The sequence below is a fragment of the Hymenobacter rigui genome, assembly GCF_003944715.1.
GTDB lineage: Bacteria > Bacteroidota > Bacteroidia > Cytophagales > Hymenobacteraceae > Hymenobacter > Hymenobacter rigui.
In genome coordinates this window covers 150,021-165,348 of record NZ_RWIT01000003.1, presented here as the reverse complement: position 1 = coordinate 165,348, position 15,328 = coordinate 150,021, and the positions used below count along the sequence as shown (strand labels likewise).

The following is a 15,328-nucleotide window of genomic DNA, read 5'->3' as shown; positions in this document are numbered from 1 at the left end:
TCGTGCGCTACATAGGGGAGGAGAAATGCCCGAAAGGAACCGCTACCCGGATACCAATATCACTACGCTGCAGTAGAGTCAGCCTTTTTCCGTTAACCTCTTGCTTATACTTATCCGCCAGGTCTCGCAAGGTGAAATAGGGCTCAAAGTTGACGAGTGCTTTCTTGTCCTTATCACTGATGGACAGCAGCAGGCCAACGCCCAGGTCCTGAACGGTGTGGGTCGGGAGTGTCTGCCCGGATTCGTTGGTGTAATCGTTACCCGTTGGCGATATAACGCTGTAGTAAGGATGGAGCGCGGCGGCTCCGTCCTTGGAAATGGGCTGTATCAGATCAAACCGGACAGAGTATGCATAGTAACTTCTGTATTTGGAATAATCATACGCCGAAACCTGATCTTCTGATTGGATAGTCTGCAGAGAGTTGTTGGGATTTACGGTCTGCTTGATGGTATTGATTACCTGCGTCTGCAGTTGGTCCGTGTTGTTTGTCCTTGCATACAGAAGTTCAACCCTCCAGTATCGCTTCCATTTTAAGTATTTTGAATCCAAAAACCGGTTAATAGCAATGCCGTAGCGTGGTTGCGTCAATCCGTTTTTTACCAGCTTAGTAGCGTAGTCGCCCGGCTCATTGTAGGTATAATATTTTTGATATTTAGTTCCGATAATAAAATCAATCCATACAAGCTGCACACTGGATACCCGTGAATTTTCCTTTATATAGTCCAAAGAATCTTTCCTGGCTTTAAACAGTACATCAGTTTTTTCATCCGAAGTATATCCCTGGTTTAGCTTGTCAATCTGGTAGCTAAGCTCGTTTATTCTTGCTTTGTCTTTTGCATCAACATTTGCGGAGTTCAATAAATCCTGATCCGTAGATGGTTTGGGTGTTAGTGAACTGTATTTGCCTAGTATGGTATTCTTCTCATTTGTATACTGTTCTATTAATAATTTTCTTTCATTGATTTTGTAGCTGTAATATTTTTTAATTCTGTTTTCTTTCTTGTTTGCTGCATCTTCTACAGATGGCGTTACATCCTTCCAATATTTTTGGAACGCTTTGGGGATTAATGAAAATTTAGCACTAAGATCCGCAGAGCTGTTTAGTCTGGTGTTGGAGAAGATGGATACCGTATTCTCATTGAATCCACCGGTTCCCGAAACCGATAAAGCTGACCAGGCAGTTTTTACCTCCGCATCGTTCTTATAGGAAAAGATGCGGGTCAGCCCGACTGTGGCGGTAGGTTTGGTGATGTTGACGGCCGCGAAGTTTGCCAATGAGCCAAGGTTTCGTTCCCCGGTAATGGCGTGTGTGATCTTGCGGGTATAGAATTGGTCAAATTGCTCTTCCGATAAAAGATTACCTTTTCGGGTGTCATCCTTATCCTCGCTCTGCGCTAAGGCATGTGGGACGTAGCTGGCGACGATTGACAAAAGGAGTAGGGACTTTCTCATACCGAACAAGGATTTGATCTATTGAATATATAGTTGAATGTATGTATAGTTAAGTCAGAAAGAACTCCGTGCCAGTACGGATTTTCGGCATCTGGCCTGATGGATAGTCAATAGCGGTTTCTGACCTGTATACCCAAAAGCTGTCCGGTATTGTGCAGACGGATTACGCGGCTATTGCCAGACCTCGCGCCAAGCCGCTGTCAAGGCGTCCAGTCATGGCTGTGTTTTCTTATTGTTACCATCCGCCGGTAGCTTCCGGCTCATCTGTGAAATCCTGGTATTTTTAAGGCTCCGGAGGCACGTCCGACCGGTAAGTTCTTCCTTTTCAATCCAGTTGATGTCCAGTTTTACCTTTCCCCGGGCCGTGCGCATCCCCCTGCTGCTGGCCCTGACCGGATGGCTGAGCGCTGCCGCCCAGGCTCAGACAACTACCACGGAGTCGTTTGACACCGGTACCAAAACCACGTATCCGGCCGCGTCCGTGACGCTGGGTACCGGCTCCTGGACCTTCGACGATGCCTTGCTGGGCACCGATGCCCAGGACCACAAGGCCGGTGCTCAGGCCGTGCGCCTGCAGCAGCGGGGTACGCTCACGATGGATTTCTTTCTGGCGGATGGAGCCAGCACCGTCACCGTGCAGCACGCCGCCTACGGCACGGATGCCACTGCCGCCTTCGAGCTCTGGTACCAGACCCAGGGCTGCGCCGACTGGGTGCGGGTGGGTCAGCCGGTGGTGGCCACCGGCTACGCCCTGCAGACGGCCTCGTTCCCCATCGGGGTACCCGGCTCCCTGCGCTTTCAGCTGCGCAAAGTCAGTGGGGGAGCGGCCCGCCTGAACCTGGATAACTTCACGGTGGCGGCCTACTCGGCCACGCCCCCGGTATCCACCGTGGGCGACGACCAGCACCTGACCATGGGCAACCCCAGCGGGGCGGTGGCTGACGTGAACCAGCCCACCAATTACCTGATGGAAAAGCCTCAGTACGCGCTGAGCTACCACCGCGACCAGGGTAAGCCCAACTGGGTGTCGTGGTACCTGGCCCCGAAGTGGGTGGGCTCCGCTCCCCGCCAGAACGATTTCCGGGCCGACAACACGCTGCCCGCCGGCTGGTACCAGGTCAGCACCAGCAGCTACTCGGGCTCGGGCTTTGACCGGGGCCACAACTGCCCCTCGGCTGACCGTACCAGCTCCGTGCCCGACAACTCGGCCACGTTCCTGATGACCAATATGATTCCCCAGTCGCCCACCAACAACCAGCAGACCTGGGCGGCACTGGAAAACTACGGCCGCACCCTCATCGACGCCGGCAACGAGGTCTACATCATCATGGGCTCCTACGGCAAGGGCGGTAACGGCGTCATTCGGGCGAACGGCCAGCCGGACCGCCCGGTGTACGCCGAAACCATTGACCAGGGCCGTATCCAGGTGCCCAAGCGCATCTGGAAGGTACTGGTGGTGCTGCCTCAGGGCACCAATGATATCAGCCGCGTGAATGCCAGCACCCGCATCATCGCCATTGACACGCCCAACGACAACGGCATGACCACCAACTGGGGCCAGTACCGCACCACCGTGGATGCCATCGAGGCTGCCACCGGCCTGGACCTGCTCTCGGCCCTGCCCACCAGCGTGCAGCAGGTGGTAGAGGCCCAGGTCGACAACGGCCCCACCAACTAGGCCGCCGCTCCTTTCCTTCTGATTTCTCTTTCCTTCGATATGCAGGCTTTTTCCTCTCTGTCTCGCTTGATGACGGCCCTACTGGTGCTGCTGAGCCTGACGAGCCGCGCCCAGACGCCCTACGCCCTGAGCTCCGGCAACTACGCCGAAAACTTCAGTCAAATCAGCGGCTGGACCGACAACTTTGCCTCCGGAACCGGAGCCGCGCCCTTTTCCGTGGCCACGCCCAGCCCCACGCTGCCCAACCAGAACCTCGTGTTTAATACCGGCACCAGCGGGGGCGTGCAGAAGGGCACGGGCACCATCCTGCTGCTGGCCACCGGCAACGACAATGCTAACGCCGCCGCCTTTGATCTGAACCTGGACTTTACCGGTACCACGGCCGGCACGATTTCTCTGACCTGGGCCGAAGTGAACAATTCCTCCGGCAACCGTCAGTCTACCTTCAAGCTGCAAACCAATACCGGCACCAGCGGGGCCTGGGTGGATCTGCCCGGCTCCAGCGTAGTGCTGACCAACAATACGGCGTCCTCCGGGCAGCTGACCGCGCTGGCCCTGCCGGCCGCTTTTGACAACAGCGCCACGGCCAAGATTCGCTTCTATATCGTGCCCACCGCCGGGGGTACCAACCCCAGCGGCTCCCGGCCCAAGATCAGCCTCGACAACCTGGCCGTGACAGCCATGACGGCCGGCCCCGTTACGCCCAAAATCACGACCTCTGCCATCTCCGGTAGTCCGTTCTGCGTGACGGCCTCGGCCGGCAGCGCCGTGTCGGTACCCTATACCGTCACGGGCGGGCTCACGGGTACTTTCGCCGCCCAGCTCTCCGATGCCAGCGGCTCCTTTGCCGCCGACCTGACCCAGAACCTGATCGGCTCGGGCTCCGCTACGCCGATTACCGCCACGCTACCCGCCGGTACTCCGGCCGGCACTGGCTACCGCATCCGGGTGGTGCACGCCGCCTCCGGCACCATCGGCAGCGCCAATACGGCCGACCTGACCGTAACCAATCCTCCGGCCAGCAACAGCGTCACCCTCAACGCCACTTCGGGGCAGAGCATCACCACCACCGGCACCGGCTCACCCATCACGGCCTCGGCTACCGCACCCTCTGCCTTTACCTGGGCCTACGGGACCAACAGCATGGGCCCGTTCCCCACGGCCATCAGCACCGCCACAGCCGCCAGCTACACGCCCCGGGGCGCGGACTTCGGCGGCGTGGCTGGCACCTACTACCTGGTCGCCCAGGCCAGCAGTACCTGCGGCAGCGTGTCGGCTACCAGCGCCCCGGTGACGATTACCGTGAGTGCCCCCCAGCCCACGGTCACGGCCAGTCCCAACCCGGTACCCGACTTCGGCAGCGTGGCCACCGGCTCGGCTTCTGCCGCCAAACCCGTGGCCCTGACTGGCAGCAACCTGTCCGGGGACGTCACCCTGACTCCGCCCGCCGGCTTCCAGCTGCGCACCGGCACCAGCGCCTTTAGCTGCGCTCCGCTGACCCTGCCCGCGGGTAGCGGCAGTTTGTCGGCCACGGTAGAAGTGCGCTTCGTTCCCGCCCTGGCCCAGGCCTACACCGGCAGCATCACCGTCTCCACGGCCGGAGCCGGCACCCTGCCCGGCATTGCCGTTTCCGGCACCGGTACCAGCCCGGCGTATCCGCCCAGCGTGCGCACTATCCTGCCCTCGGCCGTGACCAGCTCGGCCGCCACCACCGGGGGTGAAGTGCAGGAGGAAGGAGGCGCGGCCGTCACGGCCCGGGGTGTCGCCTACGCCACTATGCCGGCCCCCACCACCCAGGATGATTTCACCCAGGAGGGCACCGGCCTCGGCACGTTTACCAGCCAGCTGATCGGCCTCGCGCCCAGCACAACCTACTACGCGCGGGCGTACGCCACCAATGCCCAGGGCACCAGCTACGGGGAGCAGGTGAGCTTCACCACTTCGGCCGTTACCCTGGCCGCCGAGCCCACCCAGGGCAGCACCCTCACGGCCACCACCGTTTCGCCCACGAGCGTAACGCTCACCATCAGCGGGGGCGACGGGGCCAAACAGCTGCTACTGGCTACCCCCGGCCCGGCCCTGACGTTCCAGCCCACGGACGGCACGACCTACGTCGGTAACAGTGCCTTCGGGCAGGGCGACCAGCCCACGCCCGGCACCTACGTGGTGCTGGCCGGCAGCGCCGGCAGCCTCACCATCACCGGTCTGACGGCCGACACGGAGTACACCTTCGCCGTGTTTGACTACAACGACGATAACACCAGCGGGGCCGAGAACTACCTGCTCACTCCTCACGGGGAGCTGACCCTGTCCACGCCCCCGCTGCCGGCCGGCCTGCTGATGGCCGAGAACTTCGACTACCCGGCCGGGGACCGGCTCACCGACCACGGCTGGACGGCCCACAGCGCGCCCGGCACCAGTGCCATCCTGCTCAGCGCCCCCGGCCTGGCTTACAACGGCTACGACGCAGCGGGCTTCAACCGCCCGGCCGCGGTGAACGCCGCCGCCGCCCTGACCGCCTCGGGGGAGGACGTGAGCCGCACCTTCCCGGCCCAGGCCGCCGGTACGGCCGTGTATGCTTCGGCCCTGGTCAACGTCAGCTCGGCCAGCACGGCCGACTACTTCCTGCACCTGAGTACCGATCCGGTGGTGAGCACCTTCCGGGCCCGCCTGTTCGTGCGCTCGGCCAGCGGGGGTAAAATCCAGTTCGGGGTATCGGGCAGCGGCACCACGACTCAGTACGATCCGACCCTCTACGAGCTGAACACGACCTACCTGCTGGTGATGCGCTACACGTTCGGGCCCTCCGGGGCGGAAACCAAGCTGTACGTGAATCCGGGGCAGAGCGAGCCGGCCACGTCCGGAGCCACCAGCACGGAATCCGCCACGTCGGCCCCCGGCAGCATCGGCGCGGTAGCCCTGCGCCAGGGCTCCAATACGTCCCCACTGCTCCTCGACGGACTGCGCGTGGCCAACAGCTACTCAGCCGCCCGAGCCTTTTCGGCCCCTCTGCCCGTTACGCTCACGGCCTTCACAGCCGCCCGTCAGCCCACCGGCGGCGTGCAGCTGCAATGGGCCACGGCCCAGGAGCTGAATGCCCGTCTGTTCCGTGTCCAGCGCAGTTTTGATGGCCGTACATTCACCTCAATCAGCAGCCAGGCCGCTGCCGGTACTACCACCCAGGCCCGCCGCTACCAGGCCCTCGACGCTGCGGCCCCGGCCACCGCGCTTTATTACCGCCTCGCCCAGGAAGATACCGATGGTACACTGCACTACAGCAGCATCGTGTCGGTTGGCCCCGGTACTGACCGTATGGCTTCGCTCACCGTGGCGCCCAACCCGGCCGACTCCGGCCAGCCGCTTACCCTCACTGTGTCGGGTCGCGCCGGCCAGCGCCTTACCCTGCAGGTGCTTGACAACGCCGGCCGCCTGCAGCACACCCAGGCTATACAGCCCCCCACGGAAGCTGCGTCACTGCCTCTGCAACTGCCGGCCAACCTGCCCGCTGGCACGTACATCCTGCGCGTGACCGGGGCAGGCACTGTCCCCCTGCATACCCGCCTCGTGCTGACGCGCTAGCCCGTCAATACTAGCAAGAGCCTATTACCACAACGGCCACCTGCAAGGGTGGCCGTTGTGCTTATCGGTGATATGAGTCGTAATGTCCGGCAGCATCCGCAGCAGCTGCAGTTGAGCAGGAGAGGGGCCGCAGTACGCTACGCTGAATTATTCAACGGGGTCGAGCAGTTCGGGTCCGTTGTGGGCCGGGGAGTTGACGGCCTTGCTGACCACGTACTCCGTCAGGTAGCCATCGGGCAGGGGCCGCAACAGGGCCTGGTGAGCGTCGGCCGGACCCTCGGCCAGCCAGGCCAGTTCGGCCGCCCGGTCGGGCAGAATTACCGGCATTCGGTGGTGCAGGCGGGCCATCAGGGCGTTGGGCTCGGTGGTAACGATGGTAAAGGTTGGCAGCACCTCCCCGGTGGCGCGGTCCACCCACTCATCCCACAGCCCGGCAAAGGCAAACGGCTCGGCCTGGGTCAGCAAAATGCGGTGCGGTGTTTTCACGGGCAAGCCGGGCAGGGGCTGCTGCTGCCACTCGTAGAAGGAGTCGGCCAGCACCAGGCAACGGCGCTGCCGCAGCAGGGTGCGGAAAGAAGGCTTTTCGGCCAGCGTTTCGGCCCGGGCATTAATGGGCTGTGGGCCTGCGGAGCGGTCCTTCACCCAGGCCGGGACCAGGCCCCACTGCAGCAGCTGAATCTCGTCGGGCCGGGCATTGGTAATCACCGCCAGCCGTTGCGATGGGGCCGCGTTGTAGGTCGTAGCCAGCTCGGCCGGGGCCGTCGCTTCAAAGCGTTGGGCCAGCACCGGGCCGGGGAGGGTTTGGGTATAACGTCCGCACATGGGAAAAAGCGAAGGGGCCACTGCCGGCCGGGGTACCTTGCTGTAACGGCCAACCGATCCGGGCCGTTCCGCGTCGCCCCTCGTACCTAAATGAAATGTCAACGGCCACCCATAGGGTGGCCGTTTTCTCTTGAATAAAACTTCTTAACCCGCCACATCGGGCCCAGGAACGGGCGGCAGCTCAATCGGGGTAGGTTCCGTCACTATAGTTTCCCCGAATACGGCCTCCGTTGCCAGCAGCGCGCCACCATTACCGTTCGGGGTGGGGTTGAACAGCTGCACCTCCTCACCGGGCGTGCTCTGTCCCAATAACGGGGCCAGCGCTTCACCCAGACCCGCCACGCGCACATCCCGGGCCAGCAGGGTTTCAGTACTGATGTCTACTCCGTAGAGCAGGTTGATGCGGTCCAGGCGGGCTTTGGCCTGAGCCGTGCCGGTCAGTGCGTCAAGCAGTTGCCGGGCCGATTTGCGCAGGCGCGCATCAAAGCGGGCCCGCAGCCGCAGCGCGTCCTTCGTGCGCTTGTCGGCTTGTTTCTGATAGGCAGTCTTTGCCATGGTTCTGGAGTCTGAGTTGAAAAAATACAAGAATCTGGTCTGAGTGGCCGGCGCGGGTTTCCGGGGGGCTTCTCCTAGCTTTCTCCCAGGTATCTCCCGGCCGCCTCATCCGGCCTGAATACAAAACGGCCCCGGCCGAAAGCCGGCCGGGGCCGTCCTGCCGCTACGCCACCTGCGCCTGCGCCGTGGCCGAGGCGTCCGAGCCGTCGGCGCGGTAGGCGAAGGCCAGAGCCATCAGGTCGGCCGGGGCCACTCCCTGCAGCGAATTGTCCTCGATGTCCAGGCTGCCATCGGCCCGGGTCACGTCCTCGTCCGCAGCGGCCATTACCCGGCCGGTTGCCTTGTTTACCACCACGGCCTTTACGCCGTCCGTTTCCAGCGCCGTGTTGCCATTGGTGTTATCGGCAAAGCTCACCGTCACTTTGCCCGTAGCGGCATCGAGCACGGCCCCCACGCCCGCCAGCGGCTCCACCGAGCCACCCGATAGCACCAGCTTCGAGTAGTCGATGCTGGCCACGTTCAGCGCGTCGGCCTGGGTGTTGATGAAGTTCAGCTGCACGAAGCGGTTGTAGGCCGACTTCCCGCCCTGGGTGAGCAGGCCCATCTGGGCCGCGCCCGAAAACTTGCGGAACAGGTCGGCCAGTAGCTTAAAGCGGCTGCGCGTGTTCTGCTGCGCGGGCGTGTTGCTGCTGTTGCTGGCAATTTTCTGCCGGATCTGGTTGTCACCCGTGCCACCCGAAAAAGTCAGGTTGCCCAGGCTGCCTTTAATGTTGCCCAACGGGCTGTAAATGCGTGCCATCGTGTAAGGGGAAAAGGTGAGAGAAATAGAAATTGGCTGACTATTCGCGCGGCCACCCGGAGCAGCCAACCCAGGCCCGCGCTTTTTCCTGCTTATTGTAGGCCCGCCATATGCCCGGCCTGACCGCCGTTGCGGTGCCGCATTGCCATAGCCCCCGCCGGTAGTGCTGGGCCAGCCGTTGCAGCCCGGCCAGGTCAGGCGTCGCCTGCCCCGGCTCGTAGGCCCAGGCCCAGCCTTGGGCCACCAGCATGCTGTCCACCCGCAGCCAGTGTCGTGTACCCCCGCTCGTCGGTACGGCCACCCGCAGCCCCGCCAGAACGCGCCCATAAGTGCTTCCCCCGGTCCGGCTGACTTCCAGCAGCCGGCCCCGCAGCAACCCCGCCACCAGTGCGGCGGCTTGTTTGCCGTAGGGCTGGGAGAGTTCCGGTGCATCTACCCGCAGCAGACGCAGGCGAACCAGCCCCGCCGGCAGCAGCACTTCGTACGTGTCCCCATCCAGCACCCGCCGTACGCTACCGTATTCCGGTACCGGGCCCCGCCGTACCACTACTGCAGGCATCTTCCGGGAGAGCCGGATAGGCTGCAGCGCAGATGATTGTACCGCCAGTCCCGTTACCAGGAGGAGTAAGTAAATACAGATAAAAGTAATTTTTACATATTTCATTTACACAAATATGTAAATTATTATCAAATTATAGATATGCCTTTAAGCCCTAACCTATAAAGCACGCATTTTGAGCAGGCATATTTTCAGGTAATCTGGTAGCTGTTAATGTTTTGTGGTGGGACAGAGTACTGTAAGTTCAATTGGTACCCACCAAAACGGCCCGCTGAAATAGCGGGCCGTATAAAATGAAAACTGTAAAGGGTGCGGTCAGGCCGCCGAAGGTTCTGCGGCGCAAACCCGGTTATCCAGCGCCCCGACATCATCGGTGGTGCTCTGTTCTTCCCAGATTCGCCGCATGGTGTGGTGCTGAAAGTCCTCCACAATCTTGGCGTAAATCAGGGTGGTCTGAATTTTTTTGTGGCCCAGCACTTTCTGCAGCACTTCCACCGGCATGCCGCGCAGCAGACTTTGCGTGGCAAACGTATGCCGGGCCGTGTGCATCGTCACCAACTCATGCTTGGGTACCGCCGCCCGCACAATGCCTCCGTCACCCGTACTCACCAGGTCGGCCGCCGCCGTCAGGCCGGCCAGCTTCGCCACCCGTTTCAGATACTTGTTCATCACCTGGTTCGGGTGTACCGGCAGCAGGCGCAGCCGCTCCGGGTCGGCGTACTTATCCAGAATGGCCGTAGCCGCCGCCGTCAGGTAAATACTCACGCCCGCCCGCGTCTTGCTCTGAATCAGGCGCAGCACCCGTCCGCCGTTCCACTCCTGCACGTTGCCCGCGTGCAGGGCCACTACGTCTGAGTAGCGCAGTCCCGTGTAGCAGCAGAACAGAAACACGTCCCGCGTGGCCACCAGATTGGCCGGCAGCATCGCATCAGTCAGCGCCTGCAGGTCCGCGGCCGACAAATACAGCTTCGGCGAGTCGGCCGGCTTGGCCACCAGCTTACGCAACTCCACACCCACCGCCACGCCCCGTTCGTCGCGCAGAAACCGCAGGAAGGATTTCAGGTCTTTCACCGCCGTGTATAATGTATTCGGTGCCAGCTTCCGCACTTCCCGCAGGTAGCCCAGCAGCGCATCGTGTTGCGCCAGGTCATACGTGGCCGGGTCCAGCCGCCGCCCGCTCCACTGCTCATACCCCGTAAACCAGTTGCGGGCCACTACGTGCTGCCGCAGCGTTTCCCACGCGTAGCCCCGCGCCCGCATCGACTGCCGGTACTCTTCGTACCACACCGCCACCGGCCGCGTCGTGTCTTCGGCCGCCGGCTCTGGCTTCGGCCGCAGTATGTCTTTCAGCCCCGCCACCGTGGGCGTCTGTCCCGCCGCCCGCACTCCGCGCCACCATTTCAGCACGTTGCCGGCCATCAGCGTCAGCAGGTCATTGGCTTCCTCAGCCAGCGGGTACGATTTGCGGAACTGCTGCCGGTCCTCGTTCCAGTCGGCCGGCTTACACTTTTCGCCCGTGGAGCAGGTCAGCCGGGCCCCGTCGAAATAGACGATCAGGTACACGGGACATTCTCCCGCTTTGTTTTTCTTCTGCTTGCGCAGCACGAACTGGGTAACCATAAAGGGTAGCGTAATAGGTAGCGAGCTTCCCGCCCCTAAGTGGAAAATTCGCGCCCAGGATTACCGATACCCCCAGACGCAAAAAACCCGGAAACCCACTTTCGCAGCGCGAGAAGCAAGTTTCCGGGCGTTCCGGGTAATAATAACTGAGCCCCTTATTGGACTCGAACCAACGACCTGCTCATTACGAATGAGCTGCTCTACCAACTGAGCTAAAGAGGCATTTTCCCGGAGCAGCGTTTCTGCTAGGGGCAGCAAAGATAGAAAGCCGCGGGAACAACGTGCAAGCTCCGCCGATTTTTTTTCGCAGCAAACCACCCGTCGGGTTTGCGGGGTTTCCGGCATCTTTGCAGCGTTATGATGAAACAACTGCGCAAGCTGCTGGTCCGCACGCTGGGTTTTGAGCGGTACATCCGATTGGTAAGCCGGGTGTATTTGCGGCTGGTGGGGGCCGGTTGGGGCCGCCGTAAGTATCCGGAGCTGTTTTTCCTGGAGAAGATTGTGCGACCCGGCTTCGTGTGTCTGGATATCGGTGCCAACCTGGGCTACTACTCAGTGGCGCTTTCCCGGCTGGCGGGCCCGCAGGGGCAGGTGCTGGCCGTGGAGCCCATTCCCAATTTTCAGGCCATCTGGAAAGAAAATGTGCAGCTGAGCGGTATCTCCAACCTCACGCTGCTGCCCTATGCGCTGGGTGGCGAGGCTACCACCGTTCAGATGGGCACGCCGGAGCGCAACGGCCTACTGCATCACGGCATGACCAAGGTGGCGGCCAGCAATCCGAATGAGCACTACGCCCGCACCTACGAGGTACCCATGCGCGTGCCCGATGAGCTGTTTGCCCATCTGCCGCGGCTGGATTTTGTGAAGTGCGACGTGGAGGGTTTCGAATACGAAGTGTTCCGGCACATGCAGGATACGCTGCGCCGGTTCCGGCCTCTGATTCAGACGGAGCTGAACGGCCTGGAAAACCGCCGGGCCGTGGCCGATTTGCTGGCCGGTCTGGGGTACAAACCATTTGTGCTGTCGGAGCGTTTGGAACTGGAGCCCTGCACCGCCGCCCACCTGGCCAGCGCCGTCACGGCCGACTTCTATTTTCAACCCGTTTCCTAGGCGTTGCTTTTTTTGCCGATGAAATTTTTGCTGATTCTGCTTGTTCTGTGGCTGTTTGGGCGGTACGTAGTGCCGCTGCTCATGCGCTTTATCATCAGCCACCTGCTCAAAAAACAGGCCCGCCAGTTTGGGCAGCAATTCGGGAGCAGCCCGTTCGCTAACCCAGCGCAACCCAACGGACAAAGCCGTTCTGCCGCAACCGGTGAGGTGCACGTAGACTATGTGCCACCCAAAGAAAAGCCCCGTAAGCCCGCCGAGTTTAAGGGTGGTGAGTACGTGGATTTTGAGGAAGTACGCTGAGTAAAAGGGCCTGAAGCGTAAGTTCAAAAGGAAAAGCGTGTGTGCTACCTGACTATTGGTAGCGCACACGCTTTTCCTTTTGAACTTACGCTCTTGTAATTCCTTTAAAACCCAATTCCCAGCCGGATGCCCGTACCCACTTTCTGGCCCGATTGTAAGCCGGTGTAGAAATCAGCCCGCAATAGTTTGTATATATGCTCAATGCCCACGCCAACTTCCACGTAGTGGCCGGCGGTGGGGGTGGTGAGGTAATTGAGCGACGCCACTTCCTGCCAGTGCAGCTTGCGCAGCAGCGGCAGCTTGTTCAGCAGGAACCCGTTAAAGTGGTGATTGTAGTGCACTTCCAGAAACTGGTCGGCAGTGCTGTAGCGGTAGTAATCCAGCAGCTGGAACTTGGCGAAGTCCTCCGTCAGGTAGGTGCTGTTGCCACTGAAGTGACGAAAATCCATGAAGGCTAGGCGGGGGCTGCTGGGGAAGAAACCGGCCGCCACCCGGTAGTTGCTGGTACCCAGCAGCCCCAGATTCACGGAGTGCCGGATACCGGCTTCCAGCAGCGTGTAACGCACATCGGAGCCCAGCACGCCTCCGATGCCCTGCCGCCAGGTGAGCAGGAAGGTAGGGTATTTGGAACCCAGGTTGATTTTACCATCGGGCCGGGTGATGTAGCGCTGACCGGGTCGGAACGACGCCGTAAGCTCCGTGGTCAGGGCCTCGCTGCGACCAAAGTGGGTGCCGTCGGGCCGCTCATCATTCAGCGGCATATTGGAGGTGAAAGCCTCCCCTCGCTGATCGATGATGAGTTTGTAGGTGGTGTTCTGCAGCTCCCGGCGCACGAAGTAGCTGCCGTTGGCCTGCACCGTAAAACCATTCAGCGGCTCCCATTGGTAGCCCAGCGCCAGCCCGTCGCGGCGGTAGAGCTTGGCGTAGTTGCGGTTCTTGAACAGCGTGTAGTAGGAGTTAATGAAGGGTGTGAGCTGGCTGTTTGGGTCGAAGTTCTCGATGCTGCGCCCCACCTGCAGGCTAAGCCGGGAGAGTTTTACCGGATCCAGTTGCCACGAGGCCGCCACGCTGGGGCTCAGTAGCTTGTTGCTGAAGCCGTAGCGCAGGCTGGGCGTAACCGACCAGGTGCGCCGGTCGTCGGTGCGTTGGGTATAGGTGGCCTGGGGGTTTACCACCACGCCCTCCACCGTATTATAGTTGATGATATTAAACACCGGGGCCACGTACCACTGCCGCTTTCGGAAGGTATTGCTGTAGCTATAGCCCGTTAGCAGAAACTTGCCCACTTCCACCTCGTTCCGCTTGCGGTCCAGGGAGTCCTGGTATGGGCGAGAGTTGCGGATTACTTCGGTACTGTCCTTCACGTGGTAATCCTTCTGCTCTTCTTGGGTGAGCGGCACCGGCCGGATGCTGGCCCAATAGGCAGTATCCCGCTCGTTCACGCCTTTTTCCACCAGCATTACTTCCCCGCGCTTCAGCTTGCCCAGGCTCATCGTGTCGCGGGCTTCGGCCTGGCGGCTCTGGCGGCGCACAGTCCGGCTCAGGCCGTCTAGTTTGGGCTTCTGCTTTTTCACCTGCGCCACCGTCTCGCGGGTAACCGGGGCATCGTCGGGCTCCTTGCCGGTGGCGGCGGGGGGGGCCACCGTAGGGGCCGGCCGGTTGGGGTAGGTGGGCGTAACCTGGTAGTTCGACAGCACGGCCGTAATGAAGCCGTTGCCCTTAAACCCAAATGCGGTGAAGCCAATCGTCACCTTTTGGTTCTGCATCACCCACACATCGGAGGGGCCGGGGGCGGGGGCGAAAAGCTGTTCGATGTGCAGGCTCTCCACGTAGTCGAGCTGGGCATCCTTGCTGAGGTCGAGGCTGACGGAGTGCAGCCGCCAGGTGCCATCCACAATGTAGATGTGGCCCGCAAACACCGGGTCGGTGCGGCGGCGGGGTATCACCTTTATTTTATGAATGAGCAGATTGCCCTGCTTGGTGCTGCCCTCCAGCTCAAAGCGGTAAAACAACGGCGCATTGGCCGCAATGGGCGACACAAAGCCCCGTTCCGAAAAACCGCTTTTCAGCACGTTCTGGTAGAAATTAAGGCCCCGTCCGGCGCTGGCCCGGTTGAAGCTGATGCCCTTGGTATCACCACTCACCCGGGAGGAAATCATGCGTTCCTGCACCACATTAGGCTGCCGGAAGCTCATTTCCGACACGGTTTCGGAGAGGTAGAAAATACCCGGCTTGAAATCGGGCCCCACCTTCACCAGGCCCAGAATCTTACCCGGCACATCGGTAAAGCGGCCCAGGGTTTTGATGTAGGCCCGGGCTTTGAAAGCGGCCACCTCGCGCTGGTGGTAGCGCCGCCATTGCATAGCCTGCTGCACAATGCTGTAGGCGGGGTCTTTGTCGGAGCCGCGCACCACCACTTCCCGCAGCTGATAGTTTTCAGGAGTGAGGCTTACGTCCAGCACCGTGGCCGTGTCGCCGCCGGCCACGCGCACGGTTTCCAGGTGCGGCCGGAAGCCCACGTACTGAAACACCAGCTCGTAGCGGCCGGGCGTGAGGCGCAGCTGGTAATTGCCTTGCTCGTTGGAGGCCGTGTTGAGAGTAGTGCCTTTCACAGCCACGTTGGCAAAGGCCAGAGCCTCGCCTTTCGTACTCAGAATGCGGCCCCGCACAATACCGGCGTGGGCGAGGTTACTGAGCAGAAGGAAACTGATGAATAAGCAGAAAACACGCATAAACGGATAGAAAAGTGCAGCTTCGGAAAGGTAGAGATAATTTGAAGTCAATCAGTTGCCCGACTACGTTAGTTGCCCGCTGATTTACTGGTTGAGCGTATTGCCTGTCAACGACCAAACA

At 61.0% G+C, this 15,328-nt stretch carries 11 protein-coding genes and 1 tRNA gene; 4 read left to right on the top strand and 8 right to left on the bottom strand.

The features are described 5' to 3' along the window. Positions 1–7: 7 nt before the first annotated feature. Entirely contained in the window at positions 8–1,453 is a 1,446-nt protein-coding gene (locus EI291_RS07750; protein WP_125419236.1) for a hypothetical protein, read from the bottom strand. 337 nt (positions 1,454–1,790) lie between these two features. Here EI291_RS07750 and EI291_RS23150 point away from each other — a divergent pair, with 337 nt between their 5' ends. Both EI291_RS23150 and EI291_RS07740 read left to right on the top strand, forming a co-directional pair. After that, positions 1,791–3,131, top strand: a complete 1,341-nt coding sequence (locus EI291_RS23150; RefSeq protein WP_240635428.1) for a DNA/RNA non-specific endonuclease — start codon at positions 1,791–1,793, stop codon at positions 3,129–3,131. Between the two features lie 69 nt (positions 3,132–3,200). Beyond that, positions 3,201–6,710, top strand: a complete 3,510-nt coding sequence (locus EI291_RS07740; protein ID WP_148103394.1) for a hypothetical protein — start codon at positions 3,201–3,203, stop codon at positions 6,708–6,710. Between the two features lie 147 nt (positions 6,711–6,857). On the opposite strand, the gene EI291_RS07735 is transcribed toward EI291_RS07740, so the two are convergent. The 6 genes from EI291_RS07735 to EI291_RS07710 form a co-directional block, all read right to left on the bottom strand. Beyond that, the gene (locus EI291_RS07735; RefSeq protein WP_125419234.1) at positions 6,858–7,532 is read right to left on the bottom strand and encodes an SOS response-associated peptidase; all 675 of its coding nucleotides are present in this window, start codon (positions 7,530–7,532) and stop codon (positions 6,858–6,860) included. Positions 7,533–7,676: 144 nt separating this feature from the next. Then, positions 7,677–8,087 (bottom strand): hypothetical protein, encoded by a 411-nt coding sequence (locus EI291_RS07730; RefSeq protein ID WP_205701578.1) that lies wholly within the window; start codon positions 8,085–8,087, stop codon positions 7,677–7,679. Positions 8,088–8,250: 163 nt separating this feature from the next. Further along, positions 8,251–8,886 (bottom strand): DUF6266 family protein, encoded by a 636-nt coding sequence (locus EI291_RS07725; RefSeq protein ID WP_170172556.1) that lies wholly within the window; start codon positions 8,884–8,886, stop codon positions 8,251–8,253. 40 nt (positions 8,887–8,926) lie between these two features. Next, the gene (locus EI291_RS07720) at positions 8,927–9,445 is read right to left on the bottom strand and encodes a thermonuclease family protein (protein ID WP_125419233.1); all 519 of its coding nucleotides are present in this window, start codon (positions 9,443–9,445) and stop codon (positions 8,927–8,929) included. A 315-nt stretch (positions 9,446–9,760) separates the two neighbouring features. After that, positions 9,761–11,065, bottom strand: a complete 1,305-nt coding sequence (locus tag EI291_RS07715; protein WP_125419232.1) for a tyrosine-type recombinase/integrase — start codon at positions 11,063–11,065, stop codon at positions 9,761–9,763. Positions 11,066–11,214: 149 nt separating this feature from the next. After that, positions 11,215–11,287, bottom strand: a tRNA-Thr gene (locus EI291_RS07710). Positions 11,288–11,422: 135 nt separating this feature from the next. Between EI291_RS07710 and EI291_RS07705 the strand changes: the two genes are divergently transcribed. After that, the gene (locus EI291_RS07705; RefSeq protein WP_125419231.1) at positions 11,423–12,175 is read left to right on the top strand and encodes an FkbM family methyltransferase; all 753 of its coding nucleotides are present in this window, start codon (positions 11,423–11,425) and stop codon (positions 12,173–12,175) included. An 18-nt stretch (positions 12,176–12,193) separates the two neighbouring features. Beyond that, complete coding sequence (locus tag EI291_RS07700; RefSeq protein ID WP_125419230.1) at positions 12,194–12,475, top strand: DUF4834 family protein; 282 nt, start codon at positions 12,194–12,196, stop codon at positions 12,473–12,475. A 104-nt stretch (positions 12,476–12,579) separates the two neighbouring features. Here the strand turns inward: EI291_RS07700 and EI291_RS07695 are convergent, their stop codons facing one another. Beyond that, positions 12,580–15,207, bottom strand: a complete 2,628-nt coding sequence (locus tag EI291_RS07695) for a DUF5686 and carboxypeptidase regulatory-like domain-containing protein (RefSeq protein WP_125419229.1) — start codon at positions 15,205–15,207, stop codon at positions 12,580–12,582. Between the last annotated feature and the right edge of the window lie 121 nt (positions 15,208–15,328).